This is a genomic window from Sphingomonas sp. UYAg733 (assembly GCF_054057355.1).
In genome coordinates this window covers 16074-35714 of the sequence record NZ_JBSRZE010000022.1, presented here as the reverse complement: position 1 = coordinate 35714, position 19641 = coordinate 16074, and the positions used below count along the sequence as shown (strand labels likewise).

The window sequence follows — 19641 nt, the reverse complement described above, 5'->3', positions numbered from 1 at the left end:
GTCTATGAACCGGCTGTTGCTGTCTACCGCGCTGTGTTTCGCACTGCCGTTATCGGCACTGCCGGTCGCTATCATGGCGCAGGACGCTCCGGCTAATCCGGCACCGTATGCGGCAGCGCGCATTGTGACGACCCCGGGGTTCAAGCTTGGCTTCGATCCAGCGTCGCAATTGCTGACACGATTGGCCCCCGTCGGCGTCAAGGATTTCGATTTCGTACCGGTGATGGATGGCAAGATCGCGCGCCAAGGCGATCATTATATGTATCCCGGAGATCTCAATGTTCGGCTTCGCACTGGCGGGGCGGCATGGCAGGATTTCGGCAGTGCGCAGCATCGCGTCGCCGTCCGCGCGCTGGGCTCCCGCAAGGGTGTGCTAATGTCGGCGGACATCACGCCGACCATGGGCGCTGGATTTCCGCTGCGGGTGGAGCGGCGTTGGGTCGCAGTCGGTAACGATCTGGTGCTGACCTTCACCCTTTCCAATCCGGGCAAGACCGCGATCGAGATCGGTGGGCTCGGCATTCCAATGGTGTTCGACAACGTGTTGACCGACCGCAGCCTAGAGCAGGCGCACGAACAGGCGATCTTCTTCGATCCCTATATCGGCCGCGATGCCGGCTATCTGCAGGTGACACGCCTGAACGGCAAGGGTCCGGCGCTGCTGGTCATGCCCGAAGGGAAGACCCCGTTCGAGGCCTATCGCCCGATCTCCACCGGCGACGGCGCGATGGCGGACAAGACCCGGCGCGGCATTCCGTTCGAGGGCTTTTATGACTGGATGGTCGCGAGCAGCGCATTCGCCGAAAAGGAATGGAAGGACGCGACACCGTGGAACGCGCCGACTGCGATCACTCTGGCACCTGGGCAGATGCGCGAAATTGGCATCCGCTTCGCGCTCTCCCCGTCGATCCGCGCGATCGAGGATACGCTCGCGGCACACCGCAGGCCCGTGGCTGTCGGCATTCCCGGCTATGTCGTGCCGACTGATCTTGCCGCCGATCTGTTTCTCAAGGCCCCCTCGGCAGTGGCGAAGATCGAGGTGTTTCCAGCGGGTGCGCTGAGCGTTGCGCCCGCTGCACCCACCGCGCATTACAAGCGCTACAAGGTCAGCGGCGTGAAATGGGGGCGCGCCCGGCTCGAACTCACCTATGCCGACGGCCAGGTCCAATCGATCCAGTATTTCGTCACCAAGCCCGCCGCGCAGGTGGCGGGCGACATGGGCAAGTTCCTGACCACCAAGCAATGGTTCGAAGACCCTTCCGATCCGTTCAAGCGCTCGCCCTCGGTGATCAGCTACGATCGCGACACTAACACCCAGGTTACACAGGACCCGCGCGTGTGGATCTCCGGATTGAGCGACGAGGGTGGTGCCGGCAGCTGGGTCGGCGCGATCATCAAGCAGCTCGACAATCCGGATCCGGCGGAGATCGCCAAGCTCGAACGTTTCGTCACCGAGGTCGTCCACGGCCGTCTGCAAGTCACCGAAGGGCCCAATGCCGGCGGCGTCAAGAAGAGCCTGTTGTATTACGATCCCGTCGCTTTCCCCGATTATTACAAGGGCAAGGGCTGGAAGGCGGACTGGCCGTCGTGGCCCAAGACGGGTGCAGACGATCTCGGCCGTTCGTTCAACTATCCGCACGTCGCGGTCGCCTATTGGACCTTTTATCGGCTCGCGCGCGATCATGAGGGGCTGGTCAAAACGCACGATTGGCGCTGGTATCTGGAACAGGCTTACAAGACCGCAATCGCGATGCCAAAGCTGGCCGCGCACTATACGCAGTTCGGCCAGATCGAGGGCGAGACCTTCATCGAAATCCTGCGCGATCTGAAGCGCGAGGGCATGACGGCGGAGGCCGCGGCGCTGGAAGCAGCGATGAAGGCCCGCGCCGATCATTGGACCACGCTTGCTTATCCCTTTGGCAGCGAGATGCCGTGGGATTCGACCGGCCAAGCCGAAGTCTATGCCTGGATGCGTTATTTCGGCCATAAGCCACAGGCCGACATGACCCGCGAGGTGATCCTGGGATACGATCCGACAGTGCCGCATTGGGGCTATAATGGCAGCGCGCGGCGTTATTGGGATTTCGGCTTCGCAGGCAAAACGCAGCGGCTTGAACGTCAGCTACACCATTACGGATCGGCGCTGAACGCGGTGCCGCTGTTCGATGCCTATCGGGATAAGCCGTCCGACTTCCACCTGTTGCGGGTCGCCTATGGCGGGCTGATGGGCGCGCTGACCAACATGGACGAGGAAGGCTTCGGCTCGGCGGCATTTCACGCCTTCCCCGATATGCTGCGCTTCGATGGCTATTCGGGCGATCATGCCATGGGCTTCTGGGGTCATGCCTATGCCACTGCCAGCTACCTCGTTGATGATCCTGAATTCGGCTGGATCGGCTTTGGCGGCAAGGTGACGCCAGGCAAGGCCAGCGTTCGGATCGCGCCCAATGACAGCGCGCGCAGCCGGCTGTTCGTCGCCCCCGCCGGACTGTGGATCACGCTCGATTCGGGCAAGATCGACAGCGCCGATTACGATCTCGCTTCGCGCCGTGTGACGCTGCGCCTGAGCACCGCCGGGAATCATGCCGCAGCCGCGCGGGTGCGGGTGGAAACCACCGTCGCGGGCAAGGATACGTACACCATGCGCGGCGGCCGTACCGAGCGCGGCGCCTATCTAGTGCCAGCCAGGAACGGCGCGGCAACGATCGAACTGGTGCCCGAATAGCGGCGGTCAGGAAGCCCGAAGGCCGATCGCTTTCAGCAACACCGTTCCCTGTCCGGGGACGGTGACGCGGTTTCTGACCGGATCGACAGGTGCAGCGGCCCACACATCGATAGCGGTTGATACCCCGTTCAACCCGGCATCGGCCGCCGATTACGCGATGTCGATCGGCCTAGTGCCACGATTGAACAGCGCCAGCGCGACCGAACCATCGGCCAGCGGCTTAGACCAGATTTCCGCATCGCCCGTGCGCCGTACCGCCCGAGCGGATCTTGGTCGATCGCCAGCACCGCCGAGTTCTTGAGGGTCGCCGGGATCGCGGGCGTGATGGCCGATACGTCATGCCCCCATCATCAGCGGCGCAGCGAGCATCGCCCACAGGGTCATATGCGAGCGATAGGCCTCAAGGCTCATCCCGCCATTGCCGATCTCCAGCATCGGCGTCGTTCCACCTCGCCCGGCCCGGCATTGGCGGGATCGCCATTCTAGTCGAAACCGATCCCTGCCATCACGTCATAGCGATCGACGATTTCGCCAGTCGTCCGCCACAGATGCCCGCCCGCCGCGCGGCCCCATTCCCCGACCTTTTCGCGGCGATATTCGCACAGACGGTAGAGCATCGGCCGCCGCGTCGCGCGCAACGCCGCACCCATCTGCTGGAAGACGCGGCGGATGCTGTCACGATCAGGTAGAAATATTCGCCCGAACAGAGATCGTATTTGAGATAATCCACGCCCCATGCTGCAAAGGAGCGCGCCTCCTGCACGACATGGCCGTAACTGCCAGGGAACCCGGCGCAGGTTTTTCGGCCGCGGAGAGTTGTAAATGCCGAGCTTCAGCCGGCGCGCATGGACGTAATCGCCCAGCGCCTTCATATCCGGGAAGCGCGCATTGCGGCGGAGCGCACCGTCCGGCCCGCGCGTGCCCTGCCTGCCATCGTCGATATTGACGTAACGATACCCTGCATCGCGCCGGGCCAACTACGGCGTCGCGTCCGCCATCCGCCGGATCGCGACATCGTCGATCTCTGTACCGAACTTGTTCAATTGCTCCAGCCCAATAGCGGCGTCGGTGCCAGCCCATCGGTCGCGAGCGTGCGGATCAGCGGCAACGGTCCGGCCAGCGTGAAGCCTACCACGCGCTCAGCCGGACTGCCCCGACGCGCGAAATCAACCTGCTGGTACCAGATGTCACCCGTCATTCGCAGCTACCCATCAATACGCCGGGCGGTCCATTCCCTGCGCGGCAGATTGGGATTGCGGTTGCCGGTCGGGAACCGCGCTACGCCTTGCCTGACGGTCAGTTGCTCCATCGGTATCGGGCCGTACCAGTCGGTGGTCAGCACCAGATACGCTCGCCCGAGCTGTGGAACTCGATCAAGCGCAGTCCGGGACAATCGAGCCCGCGGGCGGGTCCCTTTTAGGTGCGACCGCCACGTTTGGCGAAACGGCGCTTGGCGCGAGCGATCGCCTCGGCGGTTTCCTTGCGATAATCGCTGAACGTATCATCGACGAAGATCGCGGTCGGGATTGATCCCTGTTCCTCGCTGATCGTCGATGGATAGCCAAACCCGGCCTCGTGCACGCCGGTCGATCCTTTCCCCGGTGCCGCCGCGATCAGGTGGCTGAAAACCGCCTCGCGCTTCCCGAAATAGCCCTTGTGCATGTAGAAGCGCCCGACATGCGTCATCGGCACGATCGGCATCTGCGCATCGAACAGCATCTCGCCAATCGGCACGACGCCGGGGTGGCGGCGCGCCAGTTCATCGATCATCGCCTTCAGCCCTAGCAGCATATCGCCATGCGGATTATTGTCCCACGTACCGCACAGATCGAGGAAATAGGCATCCGCACCATAGGTCGAGATCATGTGCGAAATGCGCTCGATCATGTGGTTGCGGTAGCTCGGCACCGCCAGGTTCATGAACGGCAACGGCTCCGGGCTGCGATCGCCGTCCCAATCCACGCCTTCGCCATTGGTCATCGGGAAATCGTTGATCGTCATCGCCTGCGCATCGCGGACGCCGGCAAATTCAGGGATGCGCGGATTGGCGACGTTCGATCCATACATTGGCGCAAAGCGGAAGCCTAGCTTGCGGCCTGCGGTCATCAATCTGCGAAAACCCTCCTCGCCGCCCATCCGCGCATCGACCGCGTAGCGAGGATAATTCCAGTAGTAGCGCCCGTCCCATGCAGGCAAAAAAGCGAGCACATTCCTGGGATCGATCTGCGTCGCAACCCATTTCAAAATCTCGAGCTGGCGCGCGTAATCGTTGAAGATGAAGCCCGACCAATGCATGCCGTGCAGCGTCAGCACCAGCGCGACCTGCTTCATCCATTCCGGCGCGTCGGGGCGCGATTGGAGATCGGCGGGGATACCGAGATCGGTGCCTAGCCGCGTGAAGTGGCGATCGGCCAAGGCGGCGAAATCGGGCACGATGACGATTTCCCACACATGGGTCTTCACCGCGCTGGTTTTTTGCCAGCCCGCCTGTTCGTAGATCAATTCGGTGCGATAGGCATCCGGACCGGGCTGGAACAGGAAGCGCGTGGTGCGAACCTCGTGCTGAATAGCGGAGATGCCCCATACGCGTTTGTCGCTCGCCGCCTCGATCGCCACCAGCGGCGTCGCCATGCCGCCCGCGAGCAGCGGATATTCCGCCTTCACGTCGATATCGCCCAGGTCCTGCCAGTCGTTCGCCCCGATTGAAAAGCGCCCACGCGGCAGCCCGCGCACGATCGTCTTGATCGATTTTACGGGGGTGTCGAAATCGGTTTCGACGCTCCAGCGGATCGCGCCATCGTTGCGCCGTTCGAGCCGGGCGACCAGCCGTCCGGGATGCTTTTCCTGCCCGCCTGCCCAGGTAAAGCCGGTCGCGGTGAAGATCAGCGCATTCGCTGTGCGTTCCAGCCGCACCTTATCCGGATCGACCGCATAGGCATTCTCGAACGTCAGGATTTCAAAGGCGAAATGCAGGCCGGCGAATTCGGCGGCAGGCTCGGGCCACGCAAAGCTGAACTTCTGCATCCCGAACAGCTTCACGCCGTCGATGCTGGTGAACAGCTTCAGGCCGCGCGCCTCGGGCACGCCGCCGATCGGCAACCGGGCATCGCCCGCCGCGACCGGCTTTGCGGCCTGGCCCGCAATCGCCGGCGTGACGCCCAGCGCCTGCGCCGCGCCCAGGCCAACCGCCCCGGCCAGCACATTCCGCCGACTGATCGTATCGCGCATGACGTATCCCTTGATTACAGTAACGCCGGGAAATGCGACGCCAGATCATGATGGTAAATTACGCGCCTCTGCCGCATCAGAAGCGGAAGCGCGCGCTGGCCTGGATCGTGCGCGCCTGAACGCGCAGACCTTGCGGCAGCAACCGGTCCCTGCCCCAGTAAACTCGATTGGAGTTCTTGAGCAGGTTCGCAGCCTCAACGCTGAGTGTCAGGAACTTGACCGGCGTGAAGTTGATCGCCGCATCGAGTCGCGAAGTTGGATCGTTGTACAGCGAATATTCCGGGAAGTCCGACTGCACCGACAGGCGATAGCGCGCACGGTAGTTGTAGGCTACGCGAGCGCTGAACACCGGGGTATCGTAGTAGAACGCGAGATTGTAGGTATATTTCGACAGCCCGATCGCGGCATTGTCGCTGCCGTCCGGATATTTGATTTCACCCTTCGCCAGATAGGTCGCATTGGCGCTCACTCCGAAATTGCGCCAGAAATCAGGCAGGAAATCGAAAAAGGTCTGCGCGGAAACCTCGAAGCCCTGGAAGGTGCCAGGGCCAGCGTTGCGATTGGTGAAGACCGTAGCTTCGCGGCCTAATTCGGGGACGAACTGGGATAGCCCGCTATAATAAATGAAGCCATTGGGCTTTTTCAGATAGGCCGCCGCAGTGATCGATCCAGCGCGCCCGAAATAATACTCAAGCGACGCATCGTAGCTATTTTCCTTGTTCGCCTTTAGGTTCGGGTTTCCGGCAAAAACGTTGTTGGTATCGAATCCGTTGATGACGACGAACGGGCTGAGATCCAGGAAATTTGGCCGTTGAACGTTTTTTGTATAAGCGAGACGAAGCTGTAACTTTGGCGTGAAGTGAAGCACCGCATTCGCGCTTGGCAGTAGATCTAGATAGTTACCCCGGCCGCTATTGTCGCGGACCGTAATCACACCAGTCGGGTTGGCGATCGATGCCGACGTGCTGGAGATCGCACCCCAGGTATTTACTGCCCGAGCGCCGATGACCCCATCGATTGGAAAGCCGATGTCGATAGCGTAGTTTATCTGCGCATAGGCGGCGAACGTATTTTCACGCGATTTATAGCCGGAGCCGCCGCCGACCTGCTGAAGGGCGGGGTATTCAAGCGCCCAATAATTGACGCCGCAGCATGTGGCACGCGTGGCGAGATAGCTGCGCACGTCTGCGATATTGTCGGCCAGCGCCGGCCCTGACAGATGGTACCAGGTCGGCGCGGCGAAGCCGGGAATATCGGGCGTGGTCGATGTGTATTGCGCGCCGGTCGGGAACGCAGTCAAGTCCGGCGATGCCCCGTTAACGATCGGAAAGGAGTCCCGATAGCCGTAGATACGATTGGTGTTACGGCGCGAATAGCGCGCACCGATCTGAAAGCTGCGCAGCAAACCGGTGTCGCTAGTCTTGTGGGTTAGATCGATCTGACTGGCGAACTCATTATTCTTTTCGTTCGACAGCTCGTCGTGGAAGTTTTGCAGGCTGTAGCGTGAGACGTCGCTGAGATCGACGCCATTGAAGGTAATGTAGGGTCCGCCGCCGGGTACGTTTGGTGAATTAAAATCCGCCGTCGCGCTGGTGACGCCTTTCAGCCGGACGATGGACAATAGATCGTAGCCACGTGACTTACTCCAGTTATACTGGACACTGCCGTTGATCTGCGTGTTATCGTCATGCCAATGGGTTTCAAAGTTTGTCTGATAATTGTCCGAATCGACGTTCTGGTAATAGGATTCCGGTCCGCCGTTGAGGAAGCCCAGCGGCTGTGTGACAGTCACGGTTCGCACGGTCCGGTCATCGGGCTGATAGGTCACGTTAGATAGGTTATAGTTGCCGTTACGGATGACGAGGTGAAGCCGGTCCCTGGCACGCGTCTCTCTGCTGCCGAAATACGAGCCTTCGAGTACGAATTCGAGATTGTCGCTCGGCCGCCATTGGGTCGAGACATTAACCGAGCGCCGCTCGATCGAACCGGCCTCAACACCATAATTGACAGCATAGGGCGCGATCGTGTTCATCTGCCTGTTAGCTGGCAGGCTCGTCTGGTCGCTACCGAAAAATAGCCCGGGGGATTCGCTCTCGATGAAATTTTCGTTGTAATTGTTCTTGGTGTAAGCCGCGTTCACCAGAATGCCGAACTCACCGATACCGGTGTCGAAGCGATCGGCAAGCAGCAAGCTAGCATAGGGGCTTTTGGTGTTGCCAATGTTGGAAAACACTTCGCGAAAGCTGCCCGCGACGGTCAATCCCTTGGGAAGATCGAGCGGACGGCGCAGTTCGACATTCACAGTGCCGCCGATGCCACCCTCGACCTGATCGGCGGTTCGGGTCTTGTAGACCTCGACCGATTTTAGCAATTCGGCCGGAATATCGGAGAGATTGCTTGTGCGCGAGCCGCCAACCGCGTTGTTGTAGCCGTTCACCGTTGTCTGGATGTCGGTCAAGCCGCGGATCGCAACACCGCTGCCTTCGCCATGAATCCGATCGATCTGCACGCCGGGCACCCGCGCCAGCGCCTCGGGTACATTGTTGTCGGGCAGCTTGCCGACATCTTCGGCGACCACGGCATCGACGATCTGCTTCGCGTTGCGCTTCTTGTTCGCAGCCTTCTGAAGGCTGCTGCGGATGCCGATGACGACGATGTCGTTGCCGTAATCGTCCTTGCCGTCGCCGTCCGGATCCTCGGCCGCCTGAACACCTTGGCGATCGTCGATGCTCGCGGATTGCGCGAGCGCCGGGCTGACCAGCGCAATCGCCAGAATGCCGCTGGCGGTACCGGTGATGAGTTTCGTGCGAATTTTCATAATTCCCCCCTTTGATTTTCCCGATATTCGAAGCCCTGAAGACTTTCTCTTTGCGAGCTTGCGCGGGCACCAGCCTGGCGATCCGCCATGACCCCGCCCGGACTGTGTAACCGGCGGAAAACCGCGTCCTTATCTTGCCACTTGCTCATTCTCACGACTCGCCCTTTCCTGAGCCAATCCCGAATCGTGTATTGTATACTACGACAAATAGAGAGACGCCAGTAACAAATTCGACATCAATTTTTGGGACTTGGGGGACCGATCAAGCTTTGGCTGCTGCCTGTGCGACATAGACGCGCACATCGTAGATCGGCCCGCAGCGCGATTCGCCCGCAGCTGGCTGAAACCGCACTTTGAGCGTCGCCTTGCCTTCGGTCAGCTCGGAGGGCAGCGGATAATCCACGTCGATGAATTCGAGCGTCGATGCGCCACCACCCAACGTCTGCGTTGCCACCTTGGTGCCATCGACCAGGATGTCGAACCGCGCGGGGCGTTCGTCCCCCCAATAGCTCGCTTGCAGCACAAGCGGGCCGGACCGCGCCTTCATCTCGAATTCGATATAGCCGCCCTTGCGCGCATCGCGCCCGTTGCGGCCGCGATAGGCGATTGGATAGCTTTCCTTTGATTCCACCTTGTGGTCGCGCTCCTGCTGCATTTCGCCCAGATGAATAAGATCGACGGTGCGCGCTTCGACTTCGCGGCGCCTGGCTTCCGCCGCAACATACACGGCGCGGTTGGCCTGCCAGCCGGTCTCAGTGAAGCGCCGGAAATAAACTGCTGTGCGGCGCTGCCGTTGCTGGAAAAATGGCGCAAAGGTCAATTGCTCGGGCCGCAGCACGCCGGTGGTGCGATAGTGTGCCGGGCCGCCCTCTGCGGGAACGAAGCCGTCGAGCACATTCGCGCCGATCAGCGCCGGGGCCGGGCCGGCAAACTCCTTGTCGGCCGGGCCGACATCGGCGGCGAGCACCAGCGGCCCGCGTAGCAGCGCAATCACGTCCGGATCGTCATTTGTCGCCTCGCTGCGCAACGTGAGCGGCAGATCGAGCGTCACGCGGTCCCCCGCACGCCAGTTGCGGCGGATGATTGCATAGCCGTCGGCCCGGATCAGCGGATTGGGTTTGTCGTTCACCATCACGGTAGCGCCCTGACTCCAGGACGGAATGCGCAGCGCGATCGCGAACGTCTGCGGCTTGGCCAGTGCCGAGATGACGACTCCAATCTTGCCGTCAAAGGGATAACCGGTTTCCAGCGAGACCTTCGCATGCCGCGCCTTCCAGTCCAACGTGGAAGGGATGAAGAGGTTGACCAGCAGCGTATCGCCGCCTTCCCACCAGATCGATTCGCCGTGCTTGGCGTGGCTTTCCATCCCCGAGCCGACGCAGCACCAGAAGCTGTATTCGGGATCGGACCAGCCGCGTGCCGCACCGGACGCCATCGGCACCATATAGGCGAATTTGCCGGTCGCCGGATCCTGCTGGGCGAGGATGTGGTTGAGGTGCGTCCGTTCGTAATAGTCGAACAAATGCGCCTGGGGTCGCCATGCATAGAGATGCCGCGTGAGCTTCAGCATGTTATAGCTGTTGCAGCTCTCGCACGTACTCTCGGTGATATGGCGCGAGATAGTGCGCGGCGCGGGGAAATATTCGCGGTCGGCATTGCCGCCGATCACATAGCTATAGTCGCGCGTCACCGTATCCCAGAAGAAGCGCGGCGCGGCGCCCTGCCCGACATCGCCGGTCAACTCGTGCAGCCGAGCGAGGCCGATCAGCTTGGGGATTTGGGTGTTGGCATGGTGATTGGGCAGAATATCCTCGCCGCGGGTGAGCGGATCGAGAACCTTCTTGTGGCGCAGCCGTTCGGCCAGCTTCAACCAGCGCGCGTCTTTGGTTCGGGCATAGAGTTCAGCAAAGCTTTCGTTGATCCCGCCATGCTCGCAATCCAGCACCTTCTGCACCTGATCGTCATCCAGCGCGGCGAAAACCTTGTCGATGTACCCGCCCAGCGCGGTTGCGATCGCGATCCCCTTGGCGTTGCCGCACCATGTCTGCACGTCGAACAGCCCGGCATAAAGTTTGTGCCAATTGTACAGCGGCACCCAGCTGCCGTTGAGATCGAAGCCCTGGGAACGGATTTCGCCGCGCATCAACTCGGGAAAAATCAGCTTGCCATTCTCAACGATCTCGCCGCGCTTTCGCGTAAACCCTGCGACATAGCCATCGCCCTCCGCCGCCTGACATTCGGCTAGCTGATCGACGATATAATCGGCGCGGCGCTTCATCTCGATGTCGCCGGTCTGCGCATACATCAATGCCAAGGCCGAGAGATAATGGCCAAGCGTATGGCCCGCGATCGTATCCTGCTCCCACCCGCCATACAGCTTGCCCTTGGGCCCGAGCCCGGCATTGTTGCGATAATTATGCAGCAGCCGATCGGGCTCGAGCCACAGCAGAAAGCGCCGGTTGCCCTCGACCGCGTCGAGGAACACCGACGGCGTTAGGCGCACCGCCGAAAGCGGAAACGGCTTGGCGCTTGCGGGGAGCGCGGCATTGCCGATCACGGTCTTCGCCCACACCTGCGGCGCGGTGGCAAGAAATGCACCAAGCGCGCCACCACCAAGCAGAAGTTCACGTCGCCGGATCATGCGTCATTCCTATCGACCAGTTTTATTTGTCCTACTAATATAGTATAAAAGACCATTTGTGAACTGTGCGATTTGTGGTCGAAGTTTTTTAGACGAAAGGCGCCGGCGGCATCGTCTCGCCCGCATCTGTGAGCGCTTCCCTCGGCCTCCGGGCGACGCTGCGGCGGCGGCCATAAGCAAGATAGACGATCACGCCGATCGCGTTCCAGCCGATAAAGCGCAGCAGCGTTGCACCGGGCAGGCTGATCATCAGGTACAGGCAGCCAAGGATCGCCAGCGTCCCGACGACATAGGGCACCGGGCAGGTAAATACCCGCTTCAGTTCTGGCCGGGTCTTGCGTAGCACCATCATGCATGCCGCAACTGCAATGAACGCGATCAGCGTGCCGGCGTTGGACAGTTCGGCGATCTCGTCGAGCCGGAAGAAGCCTGCGACGGCCGCGACGAACACGCCCGTCACCCCCGTGATCAGCACCGGCGCGCCGGTCCGCGCATTGACCCGGCTCAGCCGTTCGGGGAGCAGCCCGTCGCGCGCCATGACGAAGAAGATGCGGCTCTGCCCGTACATCATCACCAGAATCACCGACGGCAACGCGACAATTGCCGCGCCCGCCACCAATGTCGCGGCCAGCGGATGTTCGAGCGCGCGGAGGACGAAGGCGAGCGGCTCGGCAGAGGCGGCAAAAGCACGATAGTCAACTGCGCCCACCGCCGAGAACGCGACCGCCATGTAGATCAAGGTGCACGCTGCCATCGATCCGATAATACCGATCGTCAGGTCGCGCCCCGGATTCTTGGCTTCCTCCGCCGAAGTGGAGACCGCATCGAAGCCGAAAAAGGCGAAGAACACGATCGCCGCCGCCGCCATCACCCCACGCACCTTGTCGCCCTCGACATGGCTGCCAAAGCCGTACGGCATGAATGGATGGAGATTGTCGCCGTTGAATGCGGGCGCGACGATCGCCACGAATGCGGTGAGCGCGACGAGCTTTACGATCACCAGAACGATATTGAGCGTCGCGCTTTCCTTGGTGCCCGCCATCAGCAATCCGGCGATCGCCAGCGCGACCAACACCGCCGGCAGATTGACTATCCCGCCGCCGTGCGGGCCGACCAGCAGCCACTGCGGCAGGTGAATACCGCCTGCCTCGATCACGCCGACGACATGCGCAGACCAGCCGACCGCCACGGTCGAACAGGCCAACGAATATTCAAGGATCAAGCTCCAGCCGACCACCCAGGCCAGCGTCTCGCCGAGCACCGAATAGGTATAGGTGTAGGCGCTGCCCGCAGTCGGAATCAACGTGGCGAGTTCGGCATAAGCGAGCGCGGCGCAGGCGCACACTGCTCCGGCAATAGCGAAGGCCAATATAACCGCCGGTCCGGCGCGATCGGCCCCCACGCCGGTCAACGTATAGATCCCAGTGCCGACGATCGCGCCGACGCCAAGGGCGACCAGATGCGGCCAGGAAAGTGTTGGTCGCAATCGCTGTCCTTCGCGGCCCCCACCATGCCGGTCGATCGGCTTGAGCGGCCCGAACATTCCACCATGCATCCTGTGTCTCCCTGAAAGCGCTTGCGCGCGGGCTTATTCCGCCGCGTCGAGTTGGAGCCGGAGATCGTCCAGCGTCCGGCCGATGTGAGTCGCGATCAGCGCTTCGATCGCCACCGTGTCACGCGCCAGCCACGCGCTCATGATTTGCTGATGTTCATCGTTGGCACGGCGATCGCGGCCGGTCGGCTCGAGGTGTTTGCGGACATAGCGGTCGGCCATCACGTGCAGCCGCTCCAGAAAGTTTCCGGTCACGCGCTGCCTGCCGGGCCGGATCAGCGCCAGATGAAACGAACGGTTGAGCCGTCCGACATCGTCGGCATGCGCGCTGGTCGATGATTCGAGCGCGGCCAGCGCTGCACACGCTGTCGCGCGCTCGGTATCATCGGCCTGGCCTGCGGCGCGGGCGGTCTCCTGCGGCTCCAGCTTCAGGCGCAACGCATAGACCTCCTCGGCTTCTTCGGTCGTCAACGCTGTAACGAAGAAACCGCGATTGGCGCGGCTGACGATCAGCCCCTCCTCGGCCAGCCGCGCGAGCGCCTCACGTAGCGGAATTTTGCTGACCCCCAGTTCGGAGGCGAGCGCATCCTGCCGGATCGGCATGTCGGGCGCTGCTTCGCCCGAAAGAATGCGATCGCGCACCAGATCGACAAGCTGGTTGGAGAGCGTCCGGACGATCAATCCTGCCATGCCATTCCCATCGATCCATTTCCCCCGCTAGTCTGCACTCAAACGACGCTGAAACCAGCATGGAAAGGATCGGTGCGATCGATCCAGATCGTGTTGAAACCCGTTGCCACCGCCGATCCCTCGATCGACGGGACGATCGCCGGTCGGCCGCCCACTTGGGTAACGCCCTCCACGCGCCCGGTGAAGCGGCTGCCGATATAGCTTTCATGGACGAATCTGTCGCCGACATTCAGGCGGCCCGTCGCGTGAAGCTGCGCCAGCCGCGCCGAGGTGCCGGTGCCGCACGGGCTGCGATCGATCGCGCGCTCGCCGTAGAAGACCGCATTGCGCCCGTCGGCGTCCGCCGCCTTGGGCACGTCTGCCCACAAGACGTGGCTGACGCCGCGTATGGAGGAATTCTCGGGATGGACCGGTTCAATCCTGGCGCGGACGAGCGCCCGAACCTCACGACTGAGTGAGATCAGCCGCGATGCGTCAAACGCATCGATGCCGGAATACGCGCCCTGGGGCTCGACGATGGCGTAGAAATTGCCGCCATAAGCGACGTCTACGCTGAGCGGCCCCAAGCCCGGCACCTCGATCATGATGTCGGTTTCGGCGAGATAAGAGGCGACGTTGCGAACGCACACCGAAATCACTTTGTCGCGCTCCACCGTATAATCGGCCTGGACCATCCCGGCGGGCACCTCGATCGAGAGCCGCCCTGGCGTGCGCGGGATGATTAGGCCGTGCTCCAGGCCGAACGTTACCATTCCGATCGTGCCGTGCCCACACATCGGCAGGCATCCGGACGTTTCGATGAACAGGATGCCCGCATCGTTCGCCGGATCGGCTGGCGGGTAGAGGAAGCCGCCCGACATCATATCGTGCCCGCGCGGTTCGAAACACAGGCCGGTGCGGACCCAGTCGAATCTTTTCAGAAAATCCTGCCGCCGCTCCGCCATATCGGCGCCGCGCAGCAGCGGTGCCCCTCCGGCCACCAGCCGCACTGGATTACCGGCGGTATGGCCGTCGATGCAGAAGAAGGTGTGGCGCATGCAGCCCGTTCAGGCGACTGCGGCGAGATCGCGGATCGGACGAGTGTCGCGCGCCCGCTCGACCATCGCTATAACTTCATCGCGGCGTGCGCCGGCCAGCGGCTGGCGCGGCATCCGCACGCGTTCCGATCCCCGGCCCATGATCTGCTCCGCGAGCTTGATCGACTGGACCAGATCGTGATCGGCATCGAGATGCAGCAAAGGCATGAACCAGCGATAGATGCGCCGCGCCTCCGCCAGATCACCGCGATCGACCGCCGCGACCAGCGCCACCGATTCCATGGGAAACGCGCTGGTCAGCCCGGAAACCCAGCCCGCCGCGCCGAGCATCAACCCCTCGAGCGCAATATCGTCGAGCCCGGCCATCAACGTGAAACGACCACCATAGCGATTTATCATGTCGGTAAAGCGCCGCGAATCGGGCGCGCTCTCCTTGACCGCAACGATATTGGGAAGATCGGCCAGCCGATCGAGCGTGTCGAAGCCGATGGCGACTCGGTAGGCCGGAGGATTGTTATAGAGCATGATCGGCAGGCTGGTCGCCTCGGCAACGGCGCGGAAATGATGACATAGTTCGTCGGGTGTCGGCACATAGACCATCGCCGGCAATAGCATCAGCGCGTCGATCCCGATCGCTTCAGCCTCGCTGGCATAGGCGATGGCGCGTTCCGTCGTCATCTCCGAAACTCCGGCAACGAGCGGTACCCGGCCGCCGACAGCCTCACGCGCAGCGCGTAGCACCGTGCGTTTTTCGTGCGGCTCGAGCGAATTGTTTTCGCCGCAGGTTCCGAGCAGCACCAGACCATCAACACCGTCATCGACCAGCGCAACCTGTACGGCCTGCGTGGCGTCCAAATCCACCGCAAGCGCTTCATTGAATTGGGTTGTCGCCGCGGGGTAAACCCCGTGCCATAAATTTCGTGTCCGCACTGCTGCCCTCCACTTGCCGCATCTTTGTATACGATATAATAATAGCCGATGCTACCCCCATTTCCAAATGTGCCAAGCGTTATCGTCGTCGGTGCGGGGGTCATCGGGCTCGCCGCGGCAATCACGCTGCAGCGGCTGGGCTGGCATGTCACCTTGGTCGATCGCGGCGGCGAAAGCGACGCGGCATCATGGGGCAATGCCGGGCACATTGCGATCGAGCAGGCCGAGCCGCTTGCCTCGCCCGCCGCACTTCGAAGCGTGTGGCGGCGGCGGTTCAGCGGCGGCGGTCCGGTGGCACTGCCGCCGCGCGAAGTTGCTGCATGGCTTCCCTTTGGTCTGCGGATGGCAGTTGCGGCAAGGGATCATGATCGCGGCACCGCCGCACTCAAGACGTTGCTCGCCGATGCGCTGCCCGCGTGGCGAACGTTATTGGGGGAGATCGGTGCTGCCGACCTGTTGCGCGAGGACGGTCATTTCGTCGCCTGGGAAAGCATTGCGACCGCGGCCAACGGCCGTGCGGCCTGGGCACGGACCGACACCGGCAATGCCCGCTTTCGCGATGCGACCGAAGACGAACTGAACGGCCTGCGCGCGCTCGCGCCAGTGGTGGATGCGATCCGATTCAGCGGGACCGCGCAGATTATATCCCTCCCGGCGCTCGCCGGCGCACTCGAACGACATTTCCGAGATTGTGGCGGCTCGCGCGTGGCCGGCAGGGCGACACTGTCCGCCTGCAACGGAATCGGGCGCCTGGCAGTCGATGGCACCCCCTTTCCGGCGGACCGGGTTCTGGTTACCGCCGGGATCGCATCAGCAGACCTGCTCGCCCCGCTCGGGCACCGTGCGCCGCTCATTGCGGAGCGCGGTTATCATCTGCAAGGCCAGGCGCCCGGCTGGCCGGAAACCATGCCACCGGTGGTGTTTGAAGACCGGTCGATGATCGTGACCCGCTTCCGCGAAGGGTTGCGTGCGGCAAGCTTCGTCGAATTCGCGCGCCGCGACGCGCCGGCAGATCCGGCGAAATGGCAACGGCTGGCAAGTCATCTCGCGACACTCGGCCTGCCGATGCAGGATCCGGTCACGCGTTGGATGGGCGCGCGCCCGACCCTGCCCGACTATTTGCCAGCGATCGGCGTGAGTCTGCACGCGCCCAACATATTCTACGCCTTCGGGCACAATCATCTCGGCCTGACGCTTGCCGCAACCACGGCCGAACGGATCGCCGACTTGGTGATGGGCGATCGCACACCGATCGATCTCGGCCCGTTTTCGCTGACCCGATTTCGGAAGAACTGGCGGTAGCGATTGCGCACAGACAAAACCGGCTATAGAGACAATTTGTCTGACAAATAGGAATTATCATGCGCTGGATGTTGAGATCGATGTGCGCCGCGGTGGCACTCACCGGCACAGCATTTGCACAGACCGCCGGCACGCCGCGCGACATTGCTGTGCCGGGCAATCCGATCATCGCCGATGGTAGCTATTATTCCGCCGATCCGGCCCCGATCGTCGCTGACGATACGCTGTATGTCATTGCCGGGCATGACGAAGCGGGTTCGCGCGATGGCGGCTTCGTGATGAACGAGTGGCAGATGTTCGCCACACGCGGAGCCGCTTCGGGCAAATGGCGGCATTATCCGGCATTCCTGCGCCCCGAACAGATCTTCGGCTGGGCCGAGCCGGGCCATGCCTATGCCGCACAGATCGTTCGCGGGCAGGACAAGAGATTTTACCTCTACGCACCGGTAGCGATCAAGGAAACGCCCACGTACAAGGACAATGACCGCTCTGTGATCGGCGTTGCCGTTGCGGATCACATCACAGGGCCGTGGAAGGATGCGCATCCGGCGGGGCCGATCGTCGGTCCGCTGACCCCGGGCGCGGAAAAGATGCAAAGCATCGATCCCACGGTGATCATCGACGATGACGGCCGGGTCTATCTGTATTGGGGCACCTTCGGCCAATTGCGCGGCGTTGAACTGGAGCGCGACATGGTCACGGCCAGGGGGCCGGTTGTGAAGGTCGATACACTCAAGGGATTCTTCGAGGCCCCGTGGCTGATGAAGCGCAAGCGCGTGTATTACATGATCTACGCGGGCAATGCGGCGGGTCCCGCTTCGGGCTGCACGCCGGCGGTCTATCATGCCTGCCAGGCATATGGCACCGCGACCTCGCCGCTCGGGCCCTGGACCTATCGCGGGGTGTTCCTAAAGCCTGTAAGTTCGACCACGTCGCACGGTGGAGTTGTGGCTTTCCGGGGCAAATGGTATCTCGTTTATCATACGGCCGATGCCGCGGGCGGCGGGCATTTTCGCCGCAGTGTCGCAATTGACGAGCTGAAATGGGACGACACTGTCACCCCCGCGCGCATCCTGCCGCTCTCCCCAACAATGCGGCCCCGGCCGGCGCTGCCGCCGACCCGCAACGTTGCCCCAACGGCTATCGCCAGTGCTTCCAACGAGCCGATCCCATTGCAATATTGGATCAAGGCGCTGAACGACGGCATCGTCCGCGACGCGCCGCTGCCGCCCGATATGTGGGCCAGTTGGACACCGAACAATCCGCCACGCCAATGGCTGCAATATCGCTGGATCAAGCCGGTAACGGTGAACGAATCCCGCATCTGGTTCTGGGCTGATGCGGCTGCGGGCGCGAATGCCGGGGTGGCGCCGCCAAGATCATGGCGGATCGACTATTGGGACGGCGGCAGCTGGAAGCCGGTCGGCCATCCCAGCGGCTATCCGAACGCGGCCGGTAGCTACCAGACCGTCCGCTTCGAGCCGGTCTCGACAACAGCCATCCGCGCGACCTTCGAAGCCTCCGGCACAGACCAATCCTATGCCGCGCTAGCAGTGCAGGAATGGGAGGTGCTCCGGCCGGCTTCGGCGAACCTGGCTCGAGGCTTGCGTTACTGATGGCTGATACCCCACTTCCCGTCAAAGATGGGTGCCACCCATTTGAGACGCGAGACTCCGTTGACGAGGCCGTTCCCAAGCATTTCCTCCGGTCCCGAAATCACGACTTCGCCTTTCGAGACGGAGGCTAAACTAATCGGGCACGGCACCCGCTGTCGACGTTGCATCCACTTCGTAATTATGGACGAAGTCGCTCGGGACTGACGGCCCCCAATTGGCAAGGCTGTCTTTCATATCGTAATTGGTAGGAGTCCAGAGCGCGTAGTCGTCAATGAAATCCATGTCGGAATAATATTCGAACCACGACCCCCACGGATCCTGGATATAGTGAAAGAAGTTCGATCCAATGGTGTGGCGACCGACGCCCCAATCGCCTTTTTGCATTTTTTCGACTAGCGCACGCCCGTTGCGGCCGACCTCGTCGGGGTCGGCGACTTGAAAACTGCCATGGTGAAAGCCGATGCCGGGAGACTTGGCGAACGCCAGAACGTGATGGTCGCTGTCCTTACGGGCGCAGCAAAATGCGATGATATCCTGAGCCCGATCGGCAAGGCCCATGCCCAAAGCTTGGGTGACGAATGCCACGCTCGTCGGAACGTCGGGCGAAAATACGAGGACATGGCCGAGCCGCAACGGTGCGGCGGAACCATAGGATCGGCCCGGCAGCATCGCGGAGCGACGTGTGCGAACGATACGCCCCGGTCCGTTGATCTCAAAACTCGGCCCCGCCCGTAATGGCGGGTCGGCAGGGCGTTCGACCAGGTGGAGCAGCATCCCGTGCGGATCTTCGACCCACAATCCGTTGTCAGCGAAGCCCTGTGGTTCTGGCACAACCTTGCCGCCGTGCCGCGCGACCGCGGCCGAAATCTCGTCGAGGCGGTCCGCGCGCAGACAGACATGATGGAGCCGCTTTATCGGTGACCCGCCGATCAGGACAACCGAATCCCGATCCTGTCCGGCACAGCGCAGCCGTCCAACATTGCCATCGACGGTCGCCGACAGTCCGGCATCGCTATAGAATCGCACGCCTTCGTCGAGGTCGGGGACCTCCAGCGTGTAAGATATCATACCTCGAACGGCCATCTCGCTTCTCCATTCGTTA

General features: G+C 62.1%; 15 protein-coding genes. 3 read left to right on the top strand and 12 right to left on the bottom strand.

Annotated elements, in window-relative coordinates; genetic code table 11:
* Nucleotides 1-4 precede the first annotated feature (4 nt).
* The gene (locus tag ACVWZA_RS20505; protein ID WP_457313298.1) at nucleotides 5-2725 is read left to right on the top strand and encodes a DUF5695 domain-containing protein; all 2721 of its coding nucleotides are present in this window, start codon (nucleotides 5-7) and stop codon (nucleotides 2723-2725) included.
* Between the two features lie 150 nt (nucleotides 2726-2875).
* Here the strand turns inward: ACVWZA_RS20505 and ACVWZA_RS20500 are convergent, their stop codons facing one another.
* From ACVWZA_RS20500 to ACVWZA_RS20450, 11 genes are all read right to left on the bottom strand, one after another.
* Complete coding sequence (locus tag ACVWZA_RS20500; protein WP_457313311.1) at nucleotides 2876-3058, bottom strand: hypothetical protein; 183 nt, start codon at nucleotides 3056-3058, stop codon at nucleotides 2876-2878.
* A 3-nt stretch (nucleotides 3059-3061) separates the two neighbouring features.
* Entirely contained in the window at nucleotides 3062-3160 is a 99-nt protein-coding gene (locus tag ACVWZA_RS20495; RefSeq protein WP_457313297.1) for a hypothetical protein, read from the bottom strand.
* Between the two features lie 47 nt (nucleotides 3161-3207).
* On the bottom strand, nucleotides 3208-3702 hold the full coding sequence (locus ACVWZA_RS20490) for a hypothetical protein (RefSeq protein WP_457313296.1): 495 nt from the start codon (nucleotides 3700-3702) through the stop codon (nucleotides 3208-3210).
* A gap of 62 nt (nucleotides 3703-3764) precedes the next feature.
* Nucleotides 3765-3923 carry a hypothetical protein gene (locus ACVWZA_RS20485; protein WP_457313295.1) on the bottom strand — a complete coding sequence of 53 codons (159 nt, stop codon included), beginning with the start codon at nucleotides 3921-3923 and terminating at the stop codon, nucleotides 3765-3767.
* Between the two features lie 218 nt (nucleotides 3924-4141).
* Nucleotides 4142-5953, bottom strand: coding sequence for a hypothetical protein (locus ACVWZA_RS20480; protein ID WP_457313294.1), 1812 nt, complete (start codon nucleotides 5951-5953; stop codon nucleotides 4142-4144).
* A gap of 76 nt (nucleotides 5954-6029) precedes the next feature.
* A complete protein-coding gene (locus tag ACVWZA_RS20475; RefSeq protein WP_457313293.1) occupies nucleotides 6030-8771 on the bottom strand; it encodes a TonB-dependent receptor in 2742 nt (913 codons plus the stop codon).
* Nucleotides 8772-9033: 262 nt separating this feature from the next.
* Nucleotides 9034-11412: a beta-L-arabinofuranosidase domain-containing protein gene (locus tag ACVWZA_RS20470; protein ID WP_457313292.1), complete on the bottom strand. Its 2379-nt coding sequence runs from the start codon at nucleotides 11410-11412 to the stop codon at nucleotides 9034-9036.
* An 88-nt stretch (nucleotides 11413-11500) separates the two neighbouring features.
* Nucleotides 11501-12967, bottom strand: coding sequence for an amino acid permease (locus tag ACVWZA_RS20465; RefSeq protein WP_457313291.1), 1467 nt, complete (start codon nucleotides 12965-12967; stop codon nucleotides 11501-11503).
* A 33-nt stretch (nucleotides 12968-13000) separates the two neighbouring features.
* On the bottom strand, nucleotides 13001-13654 hold the full coding sequence (locus tag ACVWZA_RS20460) for a GntR family transcriptional regulator (protein ID WP_457313290.1): 654 nt from the start codon (nucleotides 13652-13654) through the stop codon (nucleotides 13001-13003).
* Between the two features lie 38 nt (nucleotides 13655-13692).
* The gene (locus ACVWZA_RS20455) at nucleotides 13693-14691 is read right to left on the bottom strand and encodes a 4-hydroxyproline epimerase (protein WP_457313289.1); all 999 of its coding nucleotides are present in this window, start codon (nucleotides 14689-14691) and stop codon (nucleotides 13693-13695) included.
* A gap of 9 nt (nucleotides 14692-14700) precedes the next feature.
* Complete coding sequence (locus tag ACVWZA_RS20450) at nucleotides 14701-15621, bottom strand: dihydrodipicolinate synthase family protein (RefSeq protein WP_457313288.1); 921 nt, start codon at nucleotides 15619-15621, stop codon at nucleotides 14701-14703.
* Between the two features lie 48 nt (nucleotides 15622-15669).
* On the opposite strand from ACVWZA_RS20450, the gene ACVWZA_RS20445 reads away from it, so the two are divergent.
* Nucleotides 15670-16923 carry an NAD(P)/FAD-dependent oxidoreductase gene (locus tag ACVWZA_RS20445; RefSeq protein WP_457313287.1) on the top strand — a complete coding sequence of 418 codons (1254 nt, stop codon included), beginning with the start codon at nucleotides 15670-15672 and terminating at the stop codon, nucleotides 16921-16923.
* Nucleotides 16924-16982: 59 nt separating this feature from the next.
* Nucleotides 16983-18539, top strand: a complete 1557-nt coding sequence (locus tag ACVWZA_RS20440) for a family 43 glycosylhydrolase (RefSeq protein WP_457313286.1) — start codon at nucleotides 16983-16985, stop codon at nucleotides 18537-18539.
* A 132-nt stretch (nucleotides 18540-18671) separates the two neighbouring features.
* On the opposite strand, the gene ACVWZA_RS20435 is transcribed toward ACVWZA_RS20440, so the two are convergent.
* Nucleotides 18672-19622, bottom strand: coding sequence for a VOC family protein (locus ACVWZA_RS20435; protein ID WP_457313285.1), 951 nt, complete (start codon nucleotides 19620-19622; stop codon nucleotides 18672-18674).
* Nucleotides 19623-19641: the final 19 nt, after the last annotated feature.